Annotated in this window: 23 protein-coding genes; 13 read left to right on the top strand and 10 right to left on the bottom strand. The window is 55.0% G+C overall.

Features of this window, described 5'->3' with window-relative positions; all coding sequences use genetic code 11:
* The first annotated feature begins 5 nt into the window (after positions 1-5).
* From mglC to WG891_RS23890, 5 genes are all read left to right on the top strand, one after another.
* A complete protein-coding gene (mglC, locus tag WG891_RS23910) occupies positions 6-1,016 on the top strand; it encodes a galactose/methyl galactoside ABC transporter permease MglC (protein ID WP_076941196.1) in 1,011 nt (336 codons plus the stop codon).
* 265 nt (positions 1,017-1,281) lie between these two features.
* Complete coding sequence (locus tag WG891_RS23905; RefSeq protein ID WP_076941197.1) at positions 1,282-2,043, top strand: dimethylarginine dimethylaminohydrolase family protein; 762 nt, start codon at positions 1,282-1,284, stop codon at positions 2,041-2,043.
* A gap of 24 nt (positions 2,044-2,067) precedes the next feature.
* Positions 2,068-2,841 (top strand): ABC transporter substrate-binding protein, encoded by a 774-nt coding sequence (locus WG891_RS23900; RefSeq protein ID WP_337264772.1) that lies wholly within the window; start codon positions 2,068-2,070, stop codon positions 2,839-2,841.
* 38 nt (positions 2,842-2,879) lie between these two features.
* Complete coding sequence (locus WG891_RS23895; RefSeq protein WP_156294260.1) at positions 2,880-3,572, top strand: ABC transporter permease; 693 nt, start codon at positions 2,880-2,882, stop codon at positions 3,570-3,572.
* Positions 3,572-4,294 (top strand): ABC transporter permease, encoded by a 723-nt coding sequence (locus tag WG891_RS23890; RefSeq protein ID WP_076941200.1) that lies wholly within the window; start codon positions 3,572-3,574, stop codon positions 4,292-4,294. Before WG891_RS23895 ends, WG891_RS23890 begins: the two co-directional genes overlap by 1 nt.
* A 13-nt stretch (positions 4,295-4,307) precedes the next feature.
* Here WG891_RS23890 and WG891_RS23885 read toward each other — a convergent pair whose 3' ends face one another.
* Complete coding sequence (locus tag WG891_RS23885; RefSeq protein WP_156294259.1) at positions 4,308-4,763, bottom strand: Lrp/AsnC family transcriptional regulator; 456 nt, start codon at positions 4,761-4,763, stop codon at positions 4,308-4,310.
* Positions 4,764-4,777: 14 nt separating this feature from the next.
* Here WG891_RS23885 and WG891_RS23880 point away from each other — a divergent pair, with 14 nt between their 5' ends.
* The gene (locus WG891_RS23880; RefSeq protein WP_337264771.1) at positions 4,778-5,896 is read left to right on the top strand and encodes a succinylglutamate desuccinylase/aspartoacylase family protein; all 1,119 of its coding nucleotides are present in this window, start codon (positions 4,778-4,780) and stop codon (positions 5,894-5,896) included.
* 99 nt (positions 5,897-5,995) lie between these two features.
* Here the strand turns inward: WG891_RS23880 and WG891_RS23875 are convergent, their stop codons facing one another.
* The 7 genes from WG891_RS23875 to WG891_RS23845 form a co-directional block, all read right to left on the bottom strand.
* A complete protein-coding gene (locus WG891_RS23875) occupies positions 5,996-6,523 on the bottom strand; it encodes a cysteine hydrolase family protein (RefSeq protein ID WP_337264770.1) in 528 nt (175 codons plus the stop codon).
* Between the two features lie 25 nt (positions 6,524-6,548).
* Positions 6,549-7,295, bottom strand: a complete 747-nt coding sequence (gene sanA, locus WG891_RS23870) for an outer membrane permeability protein SanA (protein WP_337264769.1) — start codon at positions 7,293-7,295, stop codon at positions 6,549-6,551.
* A gap of 178 nt (positions 7,296-7,473) precedes the next feature.
* The gene (locus tag WG891_RS23865; RefSeq protein ID WP_337264768.1) at positions 7,474-9,171 is read right to left on the bottom strand and encodes an NAD-dependent malic enzyme; all 1,698 of its coding nucleotides are present in this window, start codon (positions 9,169-9,171) and stop codon (positions 7,474-7,476) included.
* Between the two features lie 169 nt (positions 9,172-9,340).
* Positions 9,341-10,225 (bottom strand): cytidine deaminase, encoded by an 885-nt coding sequence (cdd, locus tag WG891_RS23860; RefSeq protein WP_337264767.1) that lies wholly within the window; start codon positions 10,223-10,225, stop codon positions 9,341-9,343.
* A 221-nt stretch (positions 10,226-10,446) separates the two neighbouring features.
* Positions 10,447-11,142, bottom strand: coding sequence for a CidB/LrgB family autolysis modulator (locus tag WG891_RS23855; RefSeq protein WP_337264766.1), 696 nt, complete (start codon positions 11,140-11,142; stop codon positions 10,447-10,449).
* Positions 11,139-11,546, bottom strand: coding sequence for a CidA/LrgA family protein (locus WG891_RS23850; RefSeq protein WP_337264765.1), 408 nt, complete (start codon positions 11,544-11,546; stop codon positions 11,139-11,141). The genes WG891_RS23855 and WG891_RS23850 overlap by 4 nt, the downstream gene beginning before the upstream one ends.
* Before the next feature lie 138 nt (positions 11,547-11,684).
* A complete protein-coding gene (locus tag WG891_RS23845; protein WP_337264764.1) occupies positions 11,685-12,908 on the bottom strand; it encodes an MFS transporter in 1,224 nt (407 codons plus the stop codon).
* A gap of 230 nt (positions 12,909-13,138) precedes the next feature.
* Between WG891_RS23845 and WG891_RS23840 the strand changes: the two genes are divergently transcribed.
* The gene (locus WG891_RS23840) at positions 13,139-13,528 is read left to right on the top strand and encodes an endonuclease domain-containing protein (RefSeq protein WP_337264763.1); all 390 of its coding nucleotides are present in this window, start codon (positions 13,139-13,141) and stop codon (positions 13,526-13,528) included.
* 441 nt (positions 13,529-13,969) lie between these two features.
* Here the strand turns inward: WG891_RS23840 and metG are convergent, their stop codons facing one another.
* The gene (metG, locus tag WG891_RS23835) at positions 13,970-15,997 is read right to left on the bottom strand and encodes a methionine--tRNA ligase (protein ID WP_337264762.1); all 2,028 of its coding nucleotides are present in this window, start codon (positions 15,995-15,997) and stop codon (positions 13,970-13,972) included.
* A gap of 162 nt (positions 15,998-16,159) precedes the next feature.
* Between metG and apbC the strand changes: the two genes are divergently transcribed.
* Positions 16,160-17,272, top strand: a complete 1,113-nt coding sequence (apbC, locus tag WG891_RS23830) for an iron-sulfur cluster carrier protein ApbC (RefSeq protein WP_076941212.1) — start codon at positions 16,160-16,162, stop codon at positions 17,270-17,272.
* A 192-nt stretch (positions 17,273-17,464) separates the two neighbouring features.
* Here apbC and WG891_RS23825 read toward each other — a convergent pair whose 3' ends face one another.
* Positions 17,465-18,109, bottom strand: coding sequence for a phosphatase PAP2 family protein (locus WG891_RS23825; RefSeq protein ID WP_337264761.1), 645 nt, complete (start codon positions 18,107-18,109; stop codon positions 17,465-17,467).
* A 244-nt stretch (positions 18,110-18,353) separates the two neighbouring features.
* Between WG891_RS23825 and udk the strand changes: the two genes are divergently transcribed.
* The 5 genes from udk (at position 18,354) to dcuC (ending at position 24,660) form a co-directional block, all read left to right on the top strand.
* Complete coding sequence (udk, locus tag WG891_RS23820) at positions 18,354-18,995, top strand: uridine kinase (RefSeq protein ID WP_076941213.1); 642 nt, start codon at positions 18,354-18,356, stop codon at positions 18,993-18,995.
* Positions 18,996-19,127: 132 nt separating this feature from the next.
* Positions 19,128-19,709, top strand: a complete 582-nt coding sequence (dcd, locus tag WG891_RS23815) for a dCTP deaminase (RefSeq protein WP_076941214.1) — start codon at positions 19,128-19,130, stop codon at positions 19,707-19,709.
* Positions 19,710-19,754: 45 nt separating this feature from the next.
* A complete protein-coding gene (asmA, locus tag WG891_RS23810; RefSeq protein WP_337264760.1) occupies positions 19,755-21,596 on the top strand; it encodes an outer membrane assembly protein AsmA in 1,842 nt (613 codons plus the stop codon).
* Positions 21,597-21,664: 68 nt separating this feature from the next.
* Positions 21,665-23,059: an aminopeptidase P family protein gene (locus WG891_RS23805; protein WP_337264759.1), complete on the top strand. Its 1,395-nt coding sequence runs from the start codon at positions 21,665-21,667 to the stop codon at positions 23,057-23,059.
* A 245-nt stretch (positions 23,060-23,304) separates the two neighbouring features.
* Positions 23,305-24,660: an anaerobic C4-dicarboxylate transporter DcuC gene (gene dcuC, locus WG891_RS23800; protein WP_337264758.1), complete on the top strand. Its 1,356-nt coding sequence runs from the start codon at positions 23,305-23,307 to the stop codon at positions 24,658-24,660.
* Positions 24,661-24,822 lie beyond the last annotated feature (162 nt).

The following is a 24,822-nucleotide window of genomic DNA, read 5'->3' as shown; positions in this document are numbered from 1 at the left end:
TGATTATGAACGTGCTTAATAAAAAAACTTTGTTCACTTACTTTAAAGAAAGTGGCATTTACGTGGTATTGCTGGTGCTGCTGGCAATTATCATTATTCAGGATCCGACGTTTTTAAGCCTGATGAACCTGAGTAACATCCTGACCCAATCTTCGGTGCGCATTATTATTGCTCTGGGCGTGGCGGGGCTGATCGTCACCCAAGGGACCGACCTTTCTGCCGGGCGGCAGGTGGGGCTGGCGGCGGTGGTAGCCGCGACCTTGCTGCAATCGATGGATAACGTCAATAAAGTGTTCCCGCACATGGAAACCTGGTCGATCCCGCTGGTGATCCTGCTGGTGTGTGCGATAGGTGCAGTGATTGGTCTGGTGAACGGCCTGATTATCGCCTACCTTAACGTGACGCCGTTTATTACCACCTTGGGCACTATGATTATCGTCTACGGCATCAACTCGCTGTATTACGATTCCGTGGGGGCTTCACCGGTAGCGGGTTTTGATCCGAAGTTCTCTACCTTTGCCCAGGGGTTCCTGCGTTTTGGCGACTTCAAGCTGTCGTACATTACCTTCTACGCCATTATTGCGATTATCTTTGTCTGGATCCTGTGGAATAAAACCCGCTTCGGTAAAAATATCTTTGCTATCGGCGGTAACCCAGAGGCGGCGAAAGTCTCCGGCGTTAACGTGCCGCTGAACCTGATTATGATCTATGCGCTGTCTGGGGTGTTCTACGCCTTCGGTGGCTTGCTGGAGGCAGGGCGCATCGGCAGTGCCACTAACAACCTCGGCTTTATGTACGAGCTGGATGCGATCGCCGCCTGCGTGGTGGGCGGGGTGTCGTTTGCTGGTGGTGTGGGGACGGTGCTGGGGGTCGTGACCGGGGTGATCATCTTTACCGTGATCAACTACGGCCTGACCTACATCGGCGTTAACCCCTACTGGCAATACATCATCAAGGGCGGCATCATCATCTTTGCCGTCGCGCTGGATTCGCTCAAGTACGCCAAGAAAAAGTAACTCTTCTACCGCATCCTTCCGCCCGGAGGATGCGGTTTTCTACGTTTTGCCCGCGTCGTATGCCAACTTCCCCGATTTAACTGCTTTGATCCCCTTGCTCTGTGGCGATCTGCGCTTGCTTTGCCGCAACAGCCCAATAGGCCGAAAACGGAGCAATATACAGCGCAAATGTGCTGTGGCAGGCCATGATTCGACCTGCTTGGCAGCGGGATCCGTTTAATAATCAAAGAGACACCCTCAGTACTTTTCAACCAAGAGAGCCGCTATGCACTTTACCCAAGCCATTGCCCGATTGCCTGCCGACACCTGTGGTGCCGGCCAGACCACCGCCCAACTGGGAGCACCCGATGTGGCTGAAAGCAGCCGCCAGTTTCTGGCGTATGTGCATGCGCTACTGCAGCTCGGCCTGAAGGTTACGGTACTGCCTGCCGCTCCGGCATTCCCTGACGCACACTTTGTTGAAGATACGGCGGTGGTGATACCGGAGTTGGCAGTGATTACCCATCCGGGCGCGCCCAGCCGCCAGGGGGAAGTGGATAGCATTGCGCCGGTGCTGGCGGGTTTCCGCCCGTTGGTACAGATGAGCAACCGTGGTCACCTCGACGGTGGTGACGTGCTGCTGGTCGATCGCCAGTTCTTTATTGGCCTGACTTCTCGCACCGATGAAGCGGGGATCGGCGAGTTTGCCGCGGCGGTGGAACCGCATGGTTACCGGGTGACCGCGATTGAGGTGAGCGCCGGGCTGCACCTGAAGTCGATCGTCAACTACGTTGGCCGCAACACGCTGTTGCTGACCGAAGCCTATCGGCAGCATCCGGCTTTTGCCGCTTTTAATATTGTGGTGATCCCGGAAGAGGAGTCCTATGCGGGCAATACGTTATGGATCAACGATACCCTGTTAACGCCACAGGGTTACCCTTACACCCTGGCACAGTTGGAAAAACTGGGGATGCCGATGGTGCTGCTGGATACCAGCGAATTCAAAAAAATGGACGGCGGGCTAACCTGCTTGTCACTGCGTTTCTGAATCCAAGTCAACAGGGATTAGATAATGAAAAAACTGTTTGCGGTTCTGCTGATAAGTTCGGTATTGAGTGCGCCGCTTGCCGCCAAGGCATTTGACACCATCAGCTTCGGCGTGGACGGCGGCTATCCACCGTTCGATGTACTCGCGCCTAACGGCGAGATCACCGGTTTTGATATTGATATCGCCAATGCATTGTGCACGCAGTTGCAGGCGAAGTGCGTGTTTGTCAAACAGCCGTTCGAGAGCATGATTGCGGCGCTTAACGCCGGTAAGTTTAATGCGATTATCGCTTCGCTCAATATCACCGAAGAGCGCAAGAAGGAGGTCGACTTCACCGACCGTTATTACCGCAGTGCTGCCCAGTTGGTGGCGCGTAAAGGCAGCCCGTTGCAGCCTGATGCGCAGAGCCTGAAAGGCAAAACGGTGGGGGTGCAGACCGGCTCGGTGCATGAGGCTTACGCCAAAAAACAGTGGGCAGGGAATGGGGTGAAGATCCGTTCTTATGCCAATCAGGATAACGTCTATCTCGATCTGATGTCCGGGCGCATAGATGCGTCGCTGCAAGACAACATCCAGGCGGGCAACAGCTTTATCGATACGCCACGCGGCAAAAATTTTGCCTTTGCCGGGCCGGTGATCCGTGATGAGAGCATCTCTTCAGAAGTGGGGATCGCCGTAGCAAAAGCCAACCCGGTGCTGCGCGATGCACTCAATGAGGCCATCAAGGCCATCCGCGCCGATGGGACTTACGATGCTATCCAGAAAAAATATTTCAGCTTCGATATCTACGGCGAATAATTCAACCTTGTGCAGCGGCTGGTTTATGGAGAGATAGCATGGTAACCGACTATTTACCGCTGCTGTTGCAGGGGGCCGGGCTTTCGCTGTGCGTAATGCTGTTGGCGCTGGTGTTGGCATTGTTGCTTGGCCTGATCAATGCGGCTATCAAGCTGTTTGGCCCGCCCTGGTTACGCTGGCTGTCGACTGGCTATACTACGCTGGTGCGCGGCATCCCTGAACTGGTGATCATGCTGCTGCTGTTCTTCGGCGGTGAAATGCTGGTAAACGGTTTGCTCGGGCTGCTGGGCGTTGGGCAGGTGCACTTCAATACCTTTATCTCTGGGGTATTGGCGATCGGCTTTGTGTTCGGCGCTTACTATACCGAAACCTTCCGCGGCGCATTTCAGACGGTGGATCACGGTCAGCTGGAAGCGGCCATCGCCTATGGGATGCGGCCTGGGCAGGTGTTCCGCCGCGTCATGTTGCCGCAGATGCTGAGTTTTGCCATTCCCGGCATCAACAATAACTGGCTGGGGCTGATGAAGGCCTCGGCGCTGGTGTCGATTCTTGGGCTGGAGGATATGGTGTGGCTGGCGGAGCAGGCCGGGCGGGCGACCCAGAAGCCCTTCCTGTTCTATTTCCTGGTATCGCTGATCTACATGGTGATTACCGCGCTTTCCAGCTGGCTGTTTAACCGCCTGGCGCGGCGCTATGCGCTGTATTCTTCAACGGCCAGGGACACCTACTGATGAATCTGCAAACGATCCTGGATACGCTACCCGCGTTCTTATGGAGCGACGGTAACGATGCTACCGGGCTGGCGGTGACCGCCAGGCTATTCCTGCTGTCGGTGGTGCCCGGCATGCTCTTGGCGGTGCTGATGGCGGTTGGCCAGGTTTATGGCCCGCGTCCGCTGGCGATGCTGATCCGCAGCCTGAGTTACTTTTTCCGCAGCACGCCGCTCTACCTGCAATTGATGTTGATTTACTACGGCCTGTCGCAGTTCGACGTGGTGCAACTGGGTTGGCAGAACGATCAGCCATTCTGGCTGCTGTTCCGCGATGCCACCTTTTGCGCCACGCTGGCACTGGTGCTGAACACCAGCGCCTATGTGACTGAGCTGCTGGCCGGGATGATGGTCACTTTTCCACGCCAGGAATGGGTAGCCGGCGAGGCCTTTGGCATGAGCCGTGCGCAGATTATCCGCCGGTTGGTGTTGCCGGCAACCCTGCGGCGCGGGATCCCGGCATTAAACAATGAGATGGTGTTTCTGCTGCACGCGACGTCTTTGGCCAGCACCGTCACGCTGTTGGATATCACCGGCGTAGCACGCTCTGTTTATGCCGCGACCTATTCACCGTTTATTCCCTTTCTGCTGGCGGCAGCGCTGTACTTGATCTGCACCTTTGTGCTGATTTTCCTGTTCTCGCGTGCCGAACGGCGCTGGCTGGCGTTTGCCCGCCGCAGTTGATTGCAGCTTCAGTTCAGGAGCGTTTGATGGTTTGCAGTTCGGTAAGTGTCATGATTTTATCCACGCGGAATTTTTTGCTGGTCAGCCAGGTGTCGGCCAACTGCCGGTAGTGTTCCATGCTTTGGCAGCCGATGCGCACCAGAAAATCGAAGCTGCCGCTGACCAGCCAGCAGTCCAGCACCTCTGGCGCTTGGCGCATTTCCTGCTCAAATGCCGACTGCGACTGGCCGTGATCGGCCAGCGCAATCTGAGCCTGAACCACAAACGCATGCTCCGGTTCTGGCAGCTCAATCAGGGTGCTGTAACCGCGGATAATACCGGCGCGTTCAAGGATCCGCACGCGTTCCAGACAGGGGCGCGGTGTGAGGTTAACCTGCTCGGACAGCTTGCGGTAAGAAATACGGCCATCGCGGCGCAGTATTTCAAGGATTTTTTTATCAATTCGGTCAAGCTGCGTTTTCTTTTCCATAGATGGGACGTCCAATGAAAATCAATCACCATAACCTACCTGAACACGCGCTGGGCGGACAGCGCCGATTAACCAGTTTTCATTTCGGCCAACCCGGCGTGGGGAAGAAAATATACCTGCAGGCGAGTTTACATGCTGATGAACTGCCAGGAATGCTGGTGTTGCATTATCTGAAAAGATTGTTGTGCCAGGCGGAGCGGCAGGGCGATATCCGCAGTGAGATCGTTGTGGTGCCGATCGCCAACCCGATTGGGCTGGCGCAGGTGCTGCTCAACGGGGGCGTTGGCCGTTTCGATCTGGTCAGTGGGGGCAATTTTAACCGGGATTTTCCCGATCTGGCGCAGCGGGTGCGGGATTCCTTACTAGCGCAGAGCTTCAGCGATGCCAGCGATTACCGGCAACGGGTGCGCAGTGCCATGATCGCAGCGCTCGGCGCAATGCCGATCCGCTCAGAGGTGGCCGCGCTGCGCCAGCAACTGCTGTTGTTGGCGTGTGACGCCGATCTGGTGCTGGATCTGCATTGTGATGACCAAGCAATTTTGCATATGTATGCCGATCCGGCCTATCGCCAGCAGGCGGAGATATTGGCGCGTTTTATGGATATCGGCACGGTGCTGCTGTCGCAGGACAGCGGCGGCGGCTCGTTTGATGAAGCCTGTGGCCTGCCTTGGCATCGGCTGGCGGCCAGCCAAACGGAGTGGCGCCAGTTTGGTCTGGGGTGCATGGCGGTCACGCTTGAATTGCGTGGGCAGCAGGATGTCAGCCACGCGTTGGCCAGTAACGATGCCGGGCGTCTTTACCGTTATCTGCAATATTACGGCGCGATCGGCGAGGAGCCACCGGTGGTGCCGGAGCTGGAAACGCTGATGTTGCCGTTTAGCGCCGGTGAGATTGTGCGTGCGCCCGCCAGCGGTATTTTACTGCTGCTGCGCCAGCCGGGGGATTGGGTCGATGCACATGAGATCGTGGCCGAAGTTATCGATCCGCTGACGGATACGGTAACCGCCGTGTATGCCCAGGCTGGCGGCCTGATCTATGCCTGCCGGAGCGCGCCGTTTGTCACCTTGGGCGCAGAGATTGCTAAAATTGCCGGGAAAACGCCTTACGCGGGAGGCGGCGGGTTGGCGGCCTGAGGTGTTTATTTATCATGTTGTCAGGCAATGCCGAGGGAGGCAAAGCCCTTCTCATTTGAGGAGAAGAGATACTTTGCCTAACGACCCGACATACACCACTTACAGCAGGTCTGTTGATGGCACTAATGGCACCCGCGTTGACATGGCATTCAAGGCGATCAAATGCAGTATTTCACTCACCGTGGTGCTGCAGTCTGGCAAGACGGAAACGCTATATTTTTCCGCTGACTTGGAAATGGCGGTATGGGTAACGCAGTTTTGCGTCATCATGCCGCAAATCCACAGATCTGTCACCGCCAGCCGATGCAGTTCTGCTTCCAATGTGGTGTGGAAGAAGCTATCGGCGAACGCTTTTTTGACCACAATGGCATCAGGCGCTGCGGCAAGGATCTCGGGATGAATATCAGCCCCTTCGGTGCCTTCATTAAAGAACGGCGCGATGCCTTTGCTGCCGTCGGCAATATGTTGCACCAGGATAACGGGAATATTCGCCTGATTCGCTTTACCGATTGCCGTTTTGATATTTTCCAGCACACTTGTGGTGTTCCACAGCGGAAATTTACCCTGTGGGAAGTAGTCATTCTGCAAATCTATGACGATCAATGCGGGGTTGATATGTACAGCCATGATGGTTGCCCTCTTACGGATTATGTCAGCTCTTTTTCGCCGCCGCGCGCTTTTCTGTCGCCAGCTTGTGTTCCAGCTCCACCAACTGCTCCAGCGACACCGCCGGGTAACCCTGCGCATCTTCCGGCACGTCGTGCATCGAAGAGATGGGCAGCAGCGGGCCAAGGAAGCGCGGCTCGCGTTTGAGAATATACAGATCGGTTAAGGCTCCCAGGCGTGCAAAGATCTCACGGGCGCGCACCGTCATCATGTCTTTCGGCGACGGTACGGCATAGCATTGTGCCTGAATGCCCATGTGCAGCGCGATAAACAGCGCACGTTCGCAGTGGAAACGCTGGGTGATGATGATGAAATCGTTGGTGTCGAACACTTTACGTGTGCGCACGATCGAATCGAGGGTGCGGAACCCGGCATAGTCGAGCACGATATCACTCGGCGCAACGCCAGCGGCGATCAGATCGCGGCGCATGGTCATGGGTTCATTGTAACTTTGCTGGGCGTTGTCACCGCTCAGCAGCAGGTATTTCACCTTGCCGCTGTTATAGGCGTTGATCGCCCCCTGAATACGATAGCGGTAATACTGATTGATCACGCCGGTACGGTAATATTTGGCGGTCCCCAGCACCACACCAACCTGGCGATGCGGTAACTCTTGCAGCTCGTCATAAACGTAGGGCGCGGTTTTCCAGCTTATCCAACGATCGAGCGCGATAGCCGTGACCATCAACAGCGAAATGATGATTAACAGGCTAATTATCAGGCGTTTCCACATAGTGATGCCTTACGCGCTTAATGACTGAAGTAGAATTCAAGGCTACTTTACCTGTCTGGCTGAAGCAAGCGCTCCACCGTTCGCAGCAGGTATTACGCTGTATTTTTCAGCGTTTGCTTCAGATGAGGTCATAGGCGGGAGAATAGGGGGGCATAATGTTGCCCCCAATCTTTAACGCTTAGAACGATGTGCGTTTGTAGCTGCGGTACTGCGGGCGCCAGAAGTTGTGCTCAATGGCTTTTGACAGCGCCTCTTCCGAAGTCACTACCGCCACCCCTTGCAACTGCGCGGCTTTACCCACTTCCATGGCGATGCACTTGGATACACCCTGAATATCATCGATATTGGGCAGCAGCGCGCCGTGGCCATCGGTAGCCAGCGGCGAGCAGTCGGCCAGCGCACGGCTGGCGGCCATCAGCATTGCGTCGGTCACGCGCGTTGCGCCAGCGGCCAGAACGCCCAGGCCAATGCCAGGGAAAATGTAGGAGTTGTTGCACTGGGCAATCGGGAATACCTGCTCTTTGTAGATAACCGGCGTGAACGGGCTGCCGGTGGCCACTAGCGCAGCACCTTCGGTCCAATTGATGATGTCTTCCGGCCGTGCTTCCACGCGGGAGGTGGGGTTGGACAGCGGCATGACGATCGGGCGCGGGCAGTGCTTATGCATTTCACGGATCAGTTCTTCGGTGAACAGCCCCGGCTGGCCGGAAACGCCGATCAGGATGGTCGGTTTGGCGTTGCGTACCACTTCCAGCAGGGAGATGGCATCGCTTTCCACTTGCCAAGCGGCCAGGTTTTCGCTTTTTTGCACCAGCTTGCTCTGGAAGTCGAGCAGGTTTGGCAGCTTATCGGTGAGCAGGCCGAAACGATCGACCATAAATACCCGCGCCCGCGCTTCTTCTTCGCTCAAGCCTTCAGACTTCATCTGGGCGATGATCTGTTCGGCAATACCGCAACCGGCGGAGCCAGCGCCGAGGAAGGCCACGGTTTGATCGCGCAGTTGGCTGCCGGCGGCGCGGCTGGCGGCAATCAGGCTGCCGAGCGTGACGGCGGCGGTGCCCTGAATGTCGTCGTTGAAGCAGCAGATCTCATCACGATAGCGGTTGAGCAGCGGAGTGGCGTTGTTCTGGGCGAAATCCTCGAACTGCAGCAAGACGTTTGGCCAGCGGCGTTTAACCGCCTGAATGAACTCTTCGACAAACGCATGGTATTCGTCGCCGGAAATGCGCGGGTGACGCCAGCCCATATACAGCGGATCGTTCAGACGCTGCGGATTATTGGTGCCGACATCCAGCACCACCGGCAGCGTGTACGCCGGGCTGATGCCCCCGCAGGCGGTGTAAAGCGAGAGTTTACCGATCGGAATACCCATACCGCCGATCCCCTGATCGCCCAGGCCAAGGATACGCTCGCCGTCGGTCACCACAATCACTTTCACGTTCTGTTTGGTGGCGTTTTGCAGCATATCATCAATGCGATCGCGGTTCGGGTAGGAGATAAACAGGCCACGGGCACGGCGATAGATATCCGAGAAGTGCTCACAGGCTGCGCCCACCGTTGGCGTGTAGATGATCGGCATCATTTCACTCAGGTGCGCTTCCAACAGGCGATAGAACAGGGTTTCGTTGGTGTCCTGAATATTGCGCAGGTAGATGTGTTTGTCGTTATCGTTCTGAAAATCCTGGTACTGACGATAAGCGCGTTCAACCTGTTCTTCAATGGTTTCCACCGCTTCTGGCAGCAGACCGTGCAGGTTAAAGTGGCTGCGTTCCTCTTCGGTAAAGGCGCTGCCTTTATTGAGTAACGGGAATTCCAACAGGATAGGGCCAGCGTAAGGGATGTAGAGAGGGCGTTTGCTTTCGTATTCAAGTTCCATCAGTTTTGCTCTTAAACGTATCAGATAGCCGTAATAGCCGTAGATCCTAAAAGATCGGCAGAATATGTACAGCAATTGTTATGAGTTTATGACGTAAATTGATGCAATTATCGGCGGTTAAACGGTTTTTAACGAAAGGAGGGCGGAACTCATCGGCTCCGCCAAGGGTTCAGAAAGTAACCCGACTGACATTCTGGCAGCCTAGCGCGGCCAACGTGGCCTGAGTGGCATCCCACTGCGTCAAAATAGCGCTCTGCGCTTCTGCCAACAGCGCGCGGCGGATTTTCTGGCAGTCGCCACCGGAAAGATTCATCAACACCAGCGCGGCCTGCAGCGGTGGCAGGCTGGGGTTGAAGGCAGCGTTTTCCGCATAACGGCCCGCATATACGGTACCATCTTCGGCTTCCAGCGCCACGCCGCTGTGGGCGTTGCTGTAAGGCGCATGGCTGCGGTTGGCCGCCGCCAGCGCGGCTTTTGCCAGTTCATCATCCAGCGTCAGTTGGAAGCCATGATCGATCGGGCTCATCAAGCGTTCATTGATCTCAAGGTCCTGCGGGCCAAAGGCATACGGCAGGTAATCCCCCAGAGTGGCCACTGCGCGCCCAGGCTGCTGGATTTGCAGATCGGTGCCGCTGTTGAGCTCATTCATAAATTGGCGGCAATGGCCGCAAGGGGTGTAGTTAACGGTAATGGAAACCAGCCCGGTTTCACCCCGCAGCCAGGCGTGAGTGATCACCGACTGTTCTGCATGCACGGTTTGCTGCAGCGGCGCACCGCCGAACTCCATATTGGCACCCAAATACAGGTTGCCACTGACGCCGCGTGCCACAGCCCCTACGTGAAAATGAGAGATGGTGGCTAACGAGTAGGTGGCAGCCAATGGCAGCAGAGCAAATGCCAGAGCATCATCATCCAGCCCGCAGTGTTGCTTGATCGCCGCTACCTGATCGGCCTGGAACATAGCAGGGAAATCAGGCGTATCAAGGTAAGGCCGCAGGGCGGATTGCAGTGCTGCGGGCAGTTCGCTGTAAACAGTATGAAAACGCGGGTGCATAGAAAGTCTCTCTACAGGTTAACGGGATAGACCCATCATTCATCAAGATGCAGGGCGGCTGTTTAATTTGTCGTTCAGTGATGGCCTATCTGCATATCGAATGCTGCTGGGTAAAATAGTCTAGGTAACCTTCTCACAATAAAGTGTGATTAATGTCTTTTTATTGATGAAATAAGTGCAATTAAAACGAGGTTTACGAGACTCATCGCAAGTTTTTACGATTACCCGAACAAATGCAGCAATATTGGGAACAGGAACGGTGCAATCAGAGACGTGATGATGCCGCAGATCACCAGTGCCAATGAGCTGAACGCGCCTTCCTGATAATCTATTTCTGCGCTGCGCGCGGTGCCCAGCGCGTGTGAGGCGGTGCCCATGGCTAAACCGCGTGAGGATTTGGTGGTGATTTTCAGCAGATTAAGCAATGAATGGCCGAAAACCGCCCCCAAAATACCCACGATAATCACGCAGACCGCGCTGATGGCGGGAATGCCGCCAAGCGATTCTGCGACAGCCATGGCGATCGGCGTCGTCACTGATTTGGGCATGATAGAGGCCGCGATATCCGGCTTGGCCCCCATTAATAACGCAATAGCGCCGCCGCTGATCATTGCGGTCATACTGCCAATAAAGCACACGATAATGATGGACTTCCAACGGGCGCGGATCTGATGGAGTTGCTCGTAAAGCGGAAAAGCGAGCGCTACCACCGCCGGTTGCAGAAGATCATTGAGGACTTTACTGCCCTGAAAATAGCGTTCGTAGGGCATCTTCGTCAGCAACAGCAGAGGAATGATCACTGCCATGGAAACCAGCAGTGGGTTCAGCAGCGGCATCTTAAGCCATTGTGACAACTTGCGGGCGCCGAAGAACACCAGCAGCGTCAGCGGTAAAGACCACCAGATATCATGGCTCATTTCTTGTTCTCCGCGTTCTTGCCGTTGCCGAGAGCAGGGCGTTCGCGGTGGAAAAAGTGAGAGGTATAACCGACCACCACAAACACCAGCAAGGTGCTGAGCAGGCATGACACCACTAACGGGCCGAGATCGTCGATAATCTGGTCGTAATACTGCATCACGCCGATGCCGATCGGCACGAACAGCAACACCATGTAGCGGGTAAGCAGTTGGCAGCCGGGCTTGACCCATTTAGCGGGCAAGATTTGTGAAGAGAGCAGGGCAAACAGGATCAGCATACCAATGATGCTGCCGGGGATGGCAATGGGTAATAGCGCCGCAACGGCGTTTCCGGCAAATAGGCTGAGATAAATCAGCACGATGGCCCTGGCATATTTCCAGCACTGTATGAATACGTTACCCATAACCCCTTCCCATTTAATCTGACGCATTCATCATACAATTAAATTGTGAGCTAAACCACAAAATGCATCATGAGGGCGCGTTATGAAGAATGTGTCACTTCGGCAGGATCCCGGCCCGTTTAAGTGTAGCCGCTGTGCTTATTCCAGGTTATTGAGAGGGATAAGTGTTCGCTGTTGTTCCGCTAACCGGTGGCCCAAAAAGAAGAACAGCAGACTGAACAGCGCCGCCGCAATTAACACCAGGAACATCACCGGCGGTGGCGTATAGCTTAGCAGGAAGCCACACATTATCGGGTTGATCGCACCGCCCAGATTGCTGAGGCTTTGTACTCCGTAATAGCTGCCTTTCAGGTGTGCAGGGGCGATGAAGTCGATAAATAGATATTCAACCGGGATAACGATGATCTCCCCAAGGGTGAAGATCGCCATCGCCACCGCCCATAACCACAACGATTGCCCGGCCAGCAAAAAGCCGATCAGCCCCAGAACAAAGAACAGGGTCCCCAGTGCCAGCCAGCGCAGCATGTTGTCCTGGCGCATGCCCTTACTGAACAGATATTGCAGTGCGATCACGATGCAGGCATTGACGATCATCACTACGCCGATGACTTGATAGGCGAATTCGGCGTTGGCGGTGGTGATCAGGTACTGAGATAAATAGCCAGTGAACTGGCCGAAAACAACGGCACCCAGCGCACTGCCGATGGTGAAATAGATCAGCCGCCGATCGCTGCGCAGAATGCTTAGCGTCTGGCGGAAATTCGGCACGGCAACCGGCGCGGCATGGGGCTCTGCCAGTGGTGGGGGAGGCTGGTGGCGCATCCGCAAACTCAGTGCCACGACGGTGAATAGCGCCAGCGCACCGGAGAGGTAGAACGGCAGTAGCGGGCTGTAACCGGCAACCATAACACCCAGTGATGAGCCGACGGCCCAACCTACGTTAACCAGCGTGTAATTCATCGAGAAGGCTTTGATGCGCTTAGTGACTGGCAGCCAGTGAGCAAAGCAGGCTTTGATAGCGATGCCAAGTACCGCATAGGCCGTATGCAGAATGGCTAATACGGCGATGATACCACCGGAGCCTGGAACCCAGGGAATGGCGAAGAAGCTCAGGGAAAACAGCAGGATGGCCAGCAGAATAAGGTGGTTTTTATTAAAACGATCGACCAGATAGCCGCCATAAAAACTGCTGACGATGCCGATCGTCAGGCTGATACCGAGGATAACCCCTACGCTCTTCGGCAGCAGGTGGAAGTGCTCGGTAAGGTAGATAGTGATAAAGGGCAGCGTGACACCGCGACCAATAGTCAATATCAACGAGCTTGCCAGCAACGTGTTGATCAGCGGGGGGAATCCCTTCATAACCTACCCTGTTAATGCATACAGTCTTGATACATTAACTGATTTTGCCGCCCTGAGAAGAGGAGAACTGAAAAATTGTTTAAAAAAAAGGGCGATATTCGTCGCCCGTCATAATGCGCCCCGGCAAGTCATGATGGGTTGACGACTTTTTTGGAATCGGGAGCGCAATGTGTGCTTGAACAGGGGGCAAAAGCGAAAGGGAGGCGATAGGCTGTGTTGCGGAGGTGGTCATGAAGGCAGTCACCGTTTTAAGCACCGCTCGTCGTTTAAGATCCTGTATGACAGAGGCAGAAAAAGCGCTGTGGCTGCAGCTGCGCGATCGTCGGTTCACGGGGTTTAAATTTCGCCGACAATGCCCTATCGGGCCTTATTTTGCAGATTTTCTCTGTTGGCAAGCCCGGTTGATTATTGAGCTGGATGGAGGGCAGCATATGGAGCAGGTTGTCTACGATCGGCAGCGGACCCGTTTCCTTGAGCAACAGGGATTTACGGTGATTCGGTTTTGGAACGATGAAATTTTCCAAAATTGGGAGGGGGTTGCGCAGATTATTTTGCAGCATTTGCAGAGCCACCCCTCACCCCAACCCTCTCCCCGAGGGAGAGGGGGAAAAGGACGTTAGGTAGGGCGTTTGGGGCTGCATATCACAGCCGCCAAGTGTGGGGATGTATTGCAGAGATTGACACTGAACAGTCTTCTCTCCCCGAGGGAGGGTGAAAGGACGTTAAGTAGGGCGTTTGGGGTTGCATGATCACAGCCGCCAAGTGTGGGTGTGATTGCAGAGATTGACACTGAACAGTCTCCTCTCCCCGAGAGAGGGTGAAAGGACGTTAGGTGGGGCGTTTGGGGCTGCATGATCACAGCCGCCAAGTGTGGGGATGTATTGCAGAGATTGACACTGAACAGTCTCCTCTCCCCGAGAGAGGGTGAAAGGACGGTAGGTGGGGCGTTTGGGGTTGCATGATCACAGCCGCCAAGTGTGGGTGTGATTGCAGAGATTGTCACTGAACAGTCCCCTCTCCCTGGGGGAGAGGGCTAGGGTGAGGGGACTTGCACGGAGGCTTTACTTCACCTGCATACCTGGCTGTGCACCGCTATCCGGGCTCAGCAGGAAGATTTCTTTCCCACCCGGGCCTGCGGCCATCACCATGCCTTCGGAGATGCCGAAGCGCATTTTACGCGGTGCCAGGTTGGCGACCATAATGGTCAAACGGCCTTCCAACAGTTTCGGGTCCGGATAGGCTGAACGGATACCGGAGAAAATCTGGCGCGATTCGCCGCCCAGATCCAACTGCAGCTTCAGCAGCTTATCGGAGCCTTCCACAAACTCGGCGCTCTTGATCAGCGCAATGCGCATGTCGACCTTGGCGAAATCGTCAAAAGTAATAGCTTCCTGGATCGGAGCGTCCGCCAGCGGGCCTGTCACGGCTTTCGCGGTGGCCATGTCTTCTTTCGATGAATCCACCATTTCATTCACTTTGTCGAGAACGATGCGGTTGAACAGCGCTTTGAAGGTGTTCACCTGATGGCCCAGCAACGGTTGCGCGATAGTATCCCAAGTCAGCTCACAGTTAAGGAAAGCCTCGGTGCGCTCAGTCAGCGCAGGCAATACTGGCTTCAGGTAGGTCATCAGGATGCGGAACAGGTTGATGCCCATAGAGCAGATCGCTTGCAGATCGGCGTCACGGCCTTCTTGCTTCGCCACAACCCACGGCGCCTGCTCGTCCACATAACGGTTAGCCAAGTCGGCCAGCGCCATGATCTCGCGGATCGCCCGGCTGGTTTCGCGGCTGGCGTAGGCTTCTTCAATGCTGGCTGCGGCGTCGACAAAGGTTTGATACAGGGCCGGATCGGCCAATGTGTCAGCCAGTTGCCCGCCAAAACGCTTGTTGATAAAACCGGCGTTACGCGAAGCCAGGTTGACCACTTTATTGACAATATCGGCATTCACACGCTGCACGAAATCTTCCAGATTCAGGTCGATATCATCAATGCGTGAGGAAAGCTTGGCGGCATAGTAGTAACGCAGGCAGTCGGCATCCAGATGCTGCAGGTAGGTGCCCGCTTTGATGAAGGTGCCACGCGATTTGGACATCTTCGCGCCGTTCACCGTCACATAACCGTGCACAAACAGGTTGGTGGGCTTACGGAAGTTGCTGCCTTCCAGCATCGCTGGCCAGAACAGGCTGTGGAAATAAACGATGTCTTTACCGATAAAATGATACAGCTCGGTAGTAGAATCTTTGCGCCAGAACTCATCGAAGTCCAGATCGCCACGCTTGTCGCACAGGTTTTTGAACGATCCCATATAGCCGATCGGCGCATCCAGCCAGACGTAGAAGTATTTACCGGCAGCATCCGGAATTTCAAAGCCAAAATACGGCGCATCGCGGGAGATATCCCACTGTTGCAGGCCGGATTCGAACCATTCCTGCATCTTGTTCGCAACCTGCTCCTGTAACGCGCCGGAACGGGTCCAGGCTTGCAGCATGTCGCTGAACGCGGGCAGATCAAAGAAGAAATGTTCGGAGTCGCGCATCACCGGCGTTGCGCCAGAGACGACGGATTTCGGTTCGATAAGTTCGGTCGGGCTGTAGGTGGCGCCGCACACTTCGCAGTTATCGCCATACTGGTCCGGGGCTTTACACTTCGGACAGGTGCCTTTCACAAAGCGATCGGGCAGGAACATGCCTTTCTCAGGATCGTAAAGCTGAGAAATAGTGCGTTTCTTGATAAAGCCGTTCTCTTTCAGACGGCTGTAGATCAGGCTCGCCAGTTCGCGGTTTTCTTCGCTATGGGTTGAATGATAGTTGTCATAGCTGATACCAAAGCCGGCGAAATCCTGTTGGTGCTCGTGGCTCATTGCCGCGATCATTTCTTCTGGCTGAATGCCCATCTGCTGCGCTTTCAGCATGATCGGCGTGCCGTGTGCGTCGTCCGCACAGATGAAATGAACCTCGTGGCCGCGCATTCGTTGGTAACGAACCCAGATATCTGCCTGGATGTGCTCGAGCATGTGGCCGAGATGGATGGAACCATTTGCGTACGGTAGCGCGCACGTCACCAATAATTTTTTCGCGACTTGAGCCATAGTGAGAAGTTGCTTTCTGTAATGAATAAAAAGGGGCTTTGATGTTAACCGATCGCGCTCTTGGCTGCCAGAGCGGTTTCTTTCGGGTTATACGCGCGAGTTACCTCACAGTTCTGATATGCTTGTGAGGATGCTATTCATTTAAAAAATCAAGGAGCCGGGATGAACGCAAAATCCCCCGAGCAGACCAACCCTGAAGTTCTGCGTGCCCTGGTGACCGGTGTATTGGCCGCCTTTGAACACCCGACGTTAAAAAATAACCTGACCGCGCTGAAAGCGATCCATCACTGTGCAATGCTGGATCAGGTTCTGCATATTGAACTGATTATGCCATTCGCCTGGCGCAGCGGTTTTGCCACGCTTAAAGCGACGGTCAGTGATGAGTTGCTGCGCGTAACGGGCGCAAAATCTATTGACTGGAAACTGAAACAGGATATCGCCACCCTGAAGCGGGCTAACGATCAGGCTGGTGTGAAGGGCGTGCGTAATATTATTGCCGTCAGTTCCGGCAAGGGCGGGGTGGGTAAATCCAGCACCGCCGTCAACCTGGCGCTGGCGCTGGCCGCCGAAGGGGCCAAGGTGGGGATCCTCGATGCCGACATCTATGGCCCGTCGATCCCGAATATGCTGGGCACCGAACATGAGCGGCCAACGTCGCCAGATGGCCAGCACATGGCACCAATCATGGCGCACGGGCTGGCAACCAATTCCATCGGCTATCTGGTCACTGACGATAACGCCATGGTCTGGCGCGGCCCGATGGCCAGCAAGGCGCTGCTGCAACTGCTGCAGGATACGATTTGGCCGGATCTGGATTATCTGGTGTTGGATATGCCGCCAGGTACTGGCGATATTCAGTTGACGCTGTCGCAGAATATCCCGGTGACCGGCGCGTTGGTGGTGACCACGCCGCAGGATATCGCCTTACTAGATGCAGCCAAGGGTATTGTGATGTTTGAGAAAGTGCATGTGCCGGTGCTGGGCATTGTCGAGAACATGAGCATGCATATCTGCAGCAACTGCGGCCATCATGAACCTATTTTCGGCACCGGTGGTGCAGAGAAGCTGGTGAAGAAATACAACAGCCGCCTGCTGGGGCAGATGCCGCTGCATATCTCGCTGCGTGAGGATTTGGATCGCGGTCAGCCAACGGTTATCAGCCGCCCTGACAGCGAGTTTGCCGAGATGTATCGCCAACTGGCGGGGCGCGTTGCGGCACAGATGTACTGGCAAGGGGAAGCGATCCCGACCGAGATTTTCTTCCGCGCGCTGTAACACCAAGTCTTTGCTAATGGCAGCCCGTAATGTAACCAGTTCCCTCTCCCTTGGGGAGAGGGGATGAACACCGCACTACAAGCCCCTCACCCCGGCCCTCTCCCACGGGGAGAGGGGGCGACTCCTTTAGCAAGGGCCGTATGATTGTGCAGCCTTGCGCTTAACTGACAACCCGGCACCAGGCCGGGTTTTTTAATGGTGATGAGTGCTGGCTGCGGGCGTCGGTTCTTTGTGCAGATCTGCGCGCACGAAAGGTTTATGCACCGGGGCGATCGTGACGGCAATCCGCTCAAGTAACCCCTGGGTTGGCGCTGCACTACCGGAGTTGATCAGGATGAGCGGCAGAACCAGCGTAGCGGCAATCTTGCGGTAAGAAAGCCGAGGCGGCGGGGTGCCGCGCTGCAGCAGCAGGAATGTGCTGCTGACGACCAGGCCCAGGAGCAGGCCGGTGATTACTTCTGAGGTGGAATGGACGTGGATCGCCAAGCGTGAATACCCCACAGCGATCGCCAGCAAATATCCCACAATCACGGCTATGCGCCGCACTGCCGGTGAAAAACGCCCGCTGAGCAACCACAGCATCACTGGCCAGATGCTGGCAGACAGCGCCGAGTGGCCGCTGAAGCCGGTGAAATCAAACTCGCGGCTGCCGATACCCCAGCCCATAAATGCCAATTTTGAGGCACACACCACCGCTCCAACGCCGCCGAACAGCAGTGTCCATTCCCAGGTCGGTTTTCTGCTGGCCGGTGAGAACATCAGAATAATGAAGATAATGGCTGCGCAGGGTAGCAACAGCATGCTGTCACCGAAGAAGGTCAGGAAATGCCAGTTCATGTAAGGCTGCACTCCATGGCGGAAGATAAAGAGGGTTGTTTCACGGTCTTGACGCTCGCTGAAGGTGAACGGGACAATAATGTGGCGATTGTACTCTGAGCGCAGGATTTGCAGTAGCGTAATTGTTCTTAAAACGCCGCGCGGTATCTCAAGGGATAAACGCTGGCGCCGTGCCGGTTAACTCCCTATAATCATCGGGTTTCAGTTCCCCCTTTCCTCACTATAAAATCAGGTCTTTAATTTTATGACTGACAAGCCGCATCAGTGCGTCATTATTGGTATTGCTGGCGCATCTGCCTCCGGAAAAAGCCTTATCGCCAGTACCTTGTATCGTGAACTCCGCGATCAGGTGGGTGATGAACATATCGGTGTGATCCCGGAAGACAGTTACTATAAAGACCAGGCTCATTTGACCATGGAAGAACGGGTCAAAACCAACTATGACCACCCGAACTCCATGGATCACGATCTGCTGTTCCAGCACCTGCAAATGCTGAAAGCCGGTCAGGCGATTGAACTGCCGCTGTATAGCTACACCGAACATACGCGCAAGAAAGAGACGGTGCTTCTGCAGCCGAAGAAAGTCATCATTCTGGAAGGTATCCTGTTGCTCACGGACATTCGCCTGCGCCAGGCGATGAATTTCTCGATCTTTGTCGACACGCCATTGGATATTTGCCTGATGCGCCGCATGAAGCGCGACGTGAATGAGCGTGGCCGTTCGATGGATTCGGTGATGGCGCAATACCAGAAAACCGTTCGTCCTATGTTCCTGCAGTTCATTGAGCCTTCCAAGCAGTATGCCGATATCATCGTGCCGCGCGGTGGCAAAAACCGTATTGCGATCGATATTCTGAAAGCCAAAATCAGCCAATTCTTTGAATAACCCCCTTCAAGGGCTGGGAAAGCGTGTTTTTCCGGCCTTTGGCGAACTATTTGCGCCCTGACATAGACCTATGGGCCGTTATGTGGCAATTTTTGTATCAATTTGTACGCCTTGATGGAATGGAGATAACGAATGAGACTGTGTGACCGCGATATAGAAGCCTGGCTGGATAGCGAAAAACTGGCTATTTCGCCTCGTCCGCCGATTGAGCGGATTAACGGGGCCACGGTGGACGTCCGCCTGGGCAATCAGTTTCGTGTGTTCCGTGGCCATACTGCCGCATTTATCGATCTCAGCGGGCCAAAAGATGAAGTAGGCGCTGCGCTTGACCGCGTAATGAGCGACGAGATTGTGCTGCCGGAAGGGGAAGCCTTCTTCCTGCATCCGGGTGAACTGGCGCTGGCGGTGACGCTGGAGTCGGTGACGCTGCCCAACGATCTGGTGGGCTGGCTGGATGGCCGTTCCTCTCTGGCGCGTTTAGGCTTGATGGTACACGTCACTGCGCATCGTATTGATCCCGGCTGGCGCGGCCGTATCGTATTGGAGTTCTATAATTCAGGTAAGCTGCCGTTGGCGTTACGCCCAGGTATGCTGATCGGTGCTCTGAGTTTTGAACTGCTGACCGGGCCTGCAGCACGCCCTTATAACAGCCGCCAGGATGCGAAATATAAAGATCAGCAAGGGGCAGTCGCCAGCCGTATCGATAAAGACTGACAGCGCTGGATGTTTGCCAGTCGCGCGCTGATAAATGAGGATGGCATGAGAAGATTACTGACAGCTTTGGTGATTTTGCTGGTGGTGCTGGTGGCGGGTATGAGTGCGCTGGTGCTGCTGGTCAATCCGAATGATTTCCGTGCCTATATGGTCAAGAAGGTTGAGCAGCGTAGTGGCTATCATCTGACGCTGGAAGGCGATTTGCGCTGGCACGTCTGGCCGCAGCTCAGCATTCTGGCCGGGCGTATGACGCTGACCGCCCCAGGGGCCAAGGCTCCGGTGATCAGCGCCGAGAATATGCGGCTTGATGTCAAACTTTTGCCACTGATTTCTCATCAACTGTATGTCAAACAGGTGATGCTGAAAAATGCCGTTATCCGCCTGACCCCTGAGAGTGAAGAACAAGCCCAGCCAGGCGCACCGATTGCGCCCGGTGGCAACCAGGCCGATGACGCCAGCGCGTCCGCGTGGAAATTTGATATCGATAACCTGCGGGTGGTGGACAGCCTGTTGATTTGGCAGCGTGCCAACAACGAGCAAATTAACGTTCGCGATATCAATTTAACCCTGCAACAAAACGGTTTGCACCAGGCACAGATGGAGCTTTCCAGCCGGGTGAACCGCGATCAGCGCGATCTGGCATTCACGCTGGCCGCCGATCTCGATCTGCAGCAGTACCCCCGCCAGGTTAGCGCCAAAGTCACACAGTTCAACTATCAGCTCGAAGGAGCAGATATTCCGGCAGCAGGGATCACCGGTGAAGGCAGCGTGCAGGTGGTGTACCAGCAGTCGCCGCAGCAAATTGCGCTCAGCCAACTGGTGCTCAGTGCCAACGATAGTCAACTGGCCGGTGAGATCGGCGCGCAGTTTGGCCCGACGCCGAGCTATACCCTGAATCTCAGCTCCAATCATCTCAATCTGGACGCGCTTTCGGGCTGGCAGAAGAAAACCGCCGATGAAGCACAAACTGCGCAGTCGATTACCTCTGCGCCGGTAATAGCTAACCAGGCAGAGGATCCGCAACAGAATCTGCAGATACTGCGTGATTTTAACGCTCAATTGAGCCTAAAGGCCGAACAGGTGGTATACCGTGGGCTGAGCATCAGCCAACTGCTGGCCCAGGCGGATAACCAGCAGGGGTTGCTGACGGTAAAAAGCCTGTCTGGCAACGTGGCCGGCGGTGATTTTGCTTTCCCAGGCTCGCTCGATGCCCGTGGCAATAAACCGGTCATCAAGTTACAGCCCAGGTTACGGCAGGTGGAGCTCGGCGATGTGCTCAAGGCGTTCGGTATGCCATTGGTACTCACGGGGACCTTCAGCATGCAGGGCGATTTGACGGGCGATCGCTTTACTGCCGCCTCCCTCGAACACCGTTGGCAAGGCACGGCTGAAATGGCAATGAAAAATGCCCAGTTGCACGGTTTGAACATTCAGCAGCTCATTCAGCAGGCGGTAGCCCGTAATGACAGCAGCGTGCGCGGGCAGGATAACTATCAGCGTTATACCGAGGTGCAGCAGATCAGCGCCAAGGGCAGCCTGCGTAACGGCACGGTGACTCTCAGCAATCTGAAGGCGGATTCCTCATTGCTTAGCCTGACCGGCGGAGGGACGCTGGATATGCCGGGCAAGCAGTGTGATATGACGCTGAACGTGCTGGTGACCGGGGGCTGGCAGGGGGACAATGCCCTGATTGCACTGTTGCGGAAAACGCCGATTCCATTGCGGGTTTATGGGCCGTGGGAACAGCTTAACTACCAACTGCAGGTTGAGCAGCTTCTGCGTAATGCATTGCAGGATCGCGCGAAAGAAGCCCTGAATAAGTGGGCAGAGAAGAATAAGAGTTCGCATCAAGGGCAGGATCTGAAGAAACTGCTCGATAAGCTATAGCCGATGTGCCAGGCGTTTGCCTGGCCCGTGTGACGTGGGGGGGCCACCCATCCATAGGGGCATGTTGAATGAATATAGAACGTGTTGATCTCGTTGCGGTTAGCCCGCCAGTCACTTTTCCGCAGGTGGCACCGGTCACGCTGACAAAGGAAACGATGGCCGAGCGTTTGGGCAAAGTGCTTGCCCGGATGAGGGCAGAACATTTTGATGCATTGCTTATTTATGCTGATAAAGAGCATGGTAGTAACTTCGAATACCTGACCGGTTTTGTCCCGCGCTTTGAAGAAGGGCTGCTGTTGCTGGAAGCCCATGGCAGTGCCACCGTGATTCTCGGTAATGAAAATCTGAAAATGGCGCGGCATTCGCGTTTGCCCGTTCAACTGCTCCACTGCCCCTACTTTTCTTTACCGAATCAGCCGATGGAGCATGAAAAACCGCTGCATGAGCTTTTTAGCGCAGCAGGTTTGGGCAGCAAGCAGAAGGTCGGCTTGGTGGGGTGGAAAATGTTCACGGGCACCTTGGGGAATCAACAAACGCTCTTTGATCTGCCGTATTTTATTGTTGAATCCATCAAGCGGAGCCTTGCTCCGAGAGCTGAGCTGGTCAATGCCACCCATCTGTTTATTGGCGGAGCATATGGTGCCAGAACCACGAATAATGCCAATGAAATCGCCCACTACGAGTACGGTGCTAACCTTTCTTCGAGCTGCATGATGGATGCCATGGATAGCGTTGCCGTTGGGCGCAAGGAAGCCGATCTCGGGCAGCGGCTCACCGCGCAAGGGCAATACAATACGGTAGTCACTATTGCCGCTACAGGGCAGCGTTTTGAGAACGCTAACTTTTACCCAACCCACAAAGTGATTCAGCGCGGGGATCCGCTGTCGTTGACCACTGCCTATAAAGGGGGGTTATCAAGCCGTACCGGGTTCGTGATTGCCGATGAGAGTGAGTTACCCGCTAACCAATCTGACTATCTGGCGAGAGTTGCCAAACCTTATTACCACGCGGTTGCAGTTTGGCTGGAAAGTATCCGTATCGGCATGAAAGGCGGCGAGCTTTATGCGCTGATCGAGCAGGTATTACCCAAGAAAGAGTATGGCTGGCATTTGAACCCAGGGCACCTCGTTGCAGATGAGGAGTGGATGTCTTCCCCCATCTACCCGTTATCGGAAGAAAAGATCAGCAGCGGTATGATGCTCCAGATTGATATTATTCCGTCTATAGCCGGGTATACCGGTGTCAGTGCCGAAGAGTGCGTGGCGGTGGCCAGCGCTGAACTTCAGGCAAACATCAGGCAGGAATACCCGCAGCTTTGGGCGCGGATCGCCAAACGGCGCGAATATATCCAGCAAGTGCTGAATATCAGCCTAAGTGATGATGTGATTCCCCTATCCAATACGGTGGCTTACCTTCGGCCCTTTTTCCTGGCCAAAGATAAGGCATTAGCGATACGCAATTAAGAAGACGGCTTGTCGGCTTAATATTGGTCAGTTAAGGCTAACCCTCTCCGTTGGGATGAGGGTTTTACGCGGCATCCAGATAGCCTGAATGACCTTTTTCGCCTGAAGTTTCATTATTTCCTGATAGTTTCCCCCCGTAACCTTGATGAGTGTCATAATATTCTGTACCGATCTTCGGCAGAGTGTGACGCTATTCTGTGGTGATGGCGTGTTTAGTAGAAACAAAATAATTAAATCGAGGGATTATGTTAGAGCTTCTGATTGGTGCATTGGTAGCGGTGGGGGTCGGCCGTTACATAATCAAAGGTTACTCGGCCACTGGGGTGCTGATGGTTGGGGGCTTGCTGCTATTGACGATCAGCGCATTGATGGGCAAAAGCGTTTTGCCTGCCAGCGCCACGTCAACCGGCTGGCGGGCAACCGACATTGTCGAGTATGTGAAAATCCTGCTGATGAGCCGCGGTGGCGATCTCGGCATGATGATCATGATGCTGTGTGGTTTTGCCGCCTACATGACGCACATTGGCGCCAACGACGTAGTGGTGAAGCTGGCATCGCGCCCGCTGCAGATGATCAACTCCCCTTATCTGTTGATGATCGCCGCCTATTTTGTTGCCTGCCTGATGTCATTGGCGGTGTCTTCCGCTACCGGGCTGGGTGTGCTGTTGATGGCAACGCTGTTCCCGCTGATGGTGAATGTGGGTATCAGCCGCGGTGCGGCGGCGGCGATCTGTGCTTCCCCGGCGGCGATTATCCTTTCGCCAACCTCCGGTGATGTGGTGCTGGCGGCCAAGGCGGCAGAAATGCCGCTGGTGGATTTTGCCTTTAAAACCACGTTGCCGATTTCGATCGCCGCCATTATCTGCATGGCGATTGCCCATTTCTTCTGGCAGCGCTATCTCGATAAGAAAAACAATGAGCAGCATCATATTGTTGATGTGAGCGAAATCACCACCCATGCCCCGGCTTTCTACGCTATTTTGCCGTTTACGCCGATCTTGGGGGTGCTGGTGTTTGACGGCAAATGGGGCCCTGAGCTGCATATTATTACCATATTGGTGATCTGCATGTTATTGACTGCGGTGATCGAGTTTATCCGCTGTTTTAATGCCAAAACCGTATTTGCTGGCCTGGAAGTGGCTTACCGTGGCATGGCGGATGCGTTTGCCAGCGTGGTGATGCTGTTGGTGGCGGCAGGGGTATTTGCGCAGGGGTTAAGCACCGTTGGGTTTATCAGTGGATTGATCGGCCTGGCCCAGTCGTTCGGCACGGGGGGCATTATCATGATGCTGGTTCTGGTGGTGATCACCATGCTGGCAGCGATGACCACAGGTTCGGGTAATGCGCCTTTCTATGCGTTTGTCGAACTGATCCCTAAATTGGCTGCACAGATGGGGGTGAACCCGGCTTATCTGGTGATCCCGATGCTGCAGGCATCAAATCTGGGCCGAACAATGTCACCGGTTTCTGGTGTTGTGGTGGCGGTTGCCGGGATGGCGAAGATCTCACCCTTCGAGGTAGTGAAGCGGACTTCTGTGCCGGTTATTGTCGGGCTGATAGTGGTGGTAGTGGCGACAGAACTGCTGGTTCCGGTGCGCTGATTGGCAATGCTGGCCGGTTTTGCGCGGAGAAGGGGATATTGCTGCACTAAAGCCCCTCACCCCGGCCCTTGTATGTTTGTAGTTGATGTAAAAAGATAGGTTGTACCGTGTTCTTACCCGGCGTGGCAGCACGTACGCCCTCTGGGACACCAAGCCCGTGGG

This window comes from Serratia sp. MMO-28 (assembly GCF_037199905.1).
GTDB classification, from domain to species: Bacteria; Pseudomonadota; Gammaproteobacteria; order Enterobacterales; family Enterobacteriaceae; genus Chania; species Chania oryzae.
This window is presented reverse-complemented; position numbering and strand designations above follow the sequence as displayed.

What these genes read in the sequence shown, in the direction of transcription:
- WG891_RS23805 (WP_337264759.1), top strand. Translation starts at nt 21,665, where the DNA reads ATGAATATAGAACGTGTTGATCTCGTTGCGGTTAGCCCGCCAGTCACT.
- WG891_RS23850 (WP_337264765.1), bottom strand. Translation starts at nt 11,546, where the DNA reads ATGGGTAACGTATTCATACAGTGCTGGAAATATGCCAGGGCCATCGTG.
- metG (WP_337264762.1), bottom strand. Translation starts at nt 15,997, where the DNA reads ATGGCTCAAGTCGCGAAAAAATTATTGGTGACGTGCGCGCTACCGTAC.
- WG891_RS23840 (WP_337264763.1), top strand. Translation starts at nt 13,139, where the DNA reads ATGAAGGCAGTCACCGTTTTAAGCACCGCTCGTCGTTTAAGATCCTGT.
- cdd (WP_337264767.1), bottom strand. Translation starts at nt 10,225, where the DNA reads ATGCACCCGCGTTTTCATACTGTTTACAGCGAACTGCCCGCAGCACTG.
- sanA (WP_337264769.1), bottom strand. Translation starts at nt 7,295, where the DNA reads ATGTGGAAACGCCTGATAATTAGCCTGTTAATCATCATTTCGCTGTTG.
- WG891_RS23855 (WP_337264766.1), bottom strand. Translation starts at nt 11,142, where the DNA reads ATGAGCCATGATATCTGGTGGTCTTTACCGCTGACGCTGCTGGTGTTC.
- WG891_RS23865 (WP_337264768.1), bottom strand. Translation starts at nt 9,171, where the DNA reads ATGGAACTTGAATACGAAAGCAAACGCCCTCTCTACATCCCTTACGCT.
- WG891_RS23890 (WP_076941200.1), top strand. Translation starts at nt 3,572, where the DNA reads ATGAATCTGCAAACGATCCTGGATACGCTACCCGCGTTCTTATGGAGC.
- WG891_RS23895 (WP_156294260.1), top strand. Translation starts at nt 2,880, where the DNA reads ATGGTAACCGACTATTTACCGCTGCTGTTGCAGGGGGCCGGGCTTTCG.
- WG891_RS23885 (WP_156294259.1), bottom strand. Translation starts at nt 4,763, where the DNA reads ATGGAAAAGAAAACGCAGCTTGACCGAATTGATAAAAAAATCCTTGAA.
- WG891_RS23845 (WP_337264764.1), bottom strand. Translation starts at nt 12,908, where the DNA reads ATGAAGGGATTCCCCCCGCTGATCAACACGTTGCTGGCAAGCTCGTTG.
- mglC (WP_076941196.1), top strand. Translation starts at nt 6, where the DNA reads ATGAACGTGCTTAATAAAAAAACTTTGTTCACTTACTTTAAAGAAAGT.
- WG891_RS23875 (WP_337264770.1), bottom strand. Translation starts at nt 6,523, where the DNA reads ATGGCTGTACATATCAACCCCGCATTGATCGTCATAGATTTGCAGAAT.
- WG891_RS23825 (WP_337264761.1), bottom strand. Translation starts at nt 18,109, where the DNA reads ATGAACTGGCATTTCCTGACCTTCTTCGGTGACAGCATGCTGTTGCTA.
- WG891_RS23905 (WP_076941197.1), top strand. Translation starts at nt 1,282, where the DNA reads ATGCACTTTACCCAAGCCATTGCCCGATTGCCTGCCGACACCTGTGGT.
- asmA (WP_337264760.1), top strand. Translation starts at nt 19,755, where the DNA reads ATGAGAAGATTACTGACAGCTTTGGTGATTTTGCTGGTGGTGCTGGTG.
- WG891_RS23900 (WP_337264772.1), top strand. Translation starts at nt 2,068, where the DNA reads ATGAAAAAACTGTTTGCGGTTCTGCTGATAAGTTCGGTATTGAGTGCG.
- apbC (WP_076941212.1), top strand. Translation starts at nt 16,160, where the DNA reads ATGAACGCAAAATCCCCCGAGCAGACCAACCCTGAAGTTCTGCGTGCC.
- WG891_RS23880 (WP_337264771.1), top strand. Translation starts at nt 4,778, where the DNA reads ATGAAAATCAATCACCATAACCTACCTGAACACGCGCTGGGCGGACAG.
- dcd (WP_076941214.1), top strand. Translation starts at nt 19,128, where the DNA reads ATGAGACTGTGTGACCGCGATATAGAAGCCTGGCTGGATAGCGAAAAA.
- dcuC (WP_337264758.1), top strand. Translation starts at nt 23,305, where the DNA reads ATGTTAGAGCTTCTGATTGGTGCATTGGTAGCGGTGGGGGTCGGCCGT.
- udk (WP_076941213.1), top strand. Translation starts at nt 18,354, where the DNA reads ATGACTGACAAGCCGCATCAGTGCGTCATTATTGGTATTGCTGGCGCA.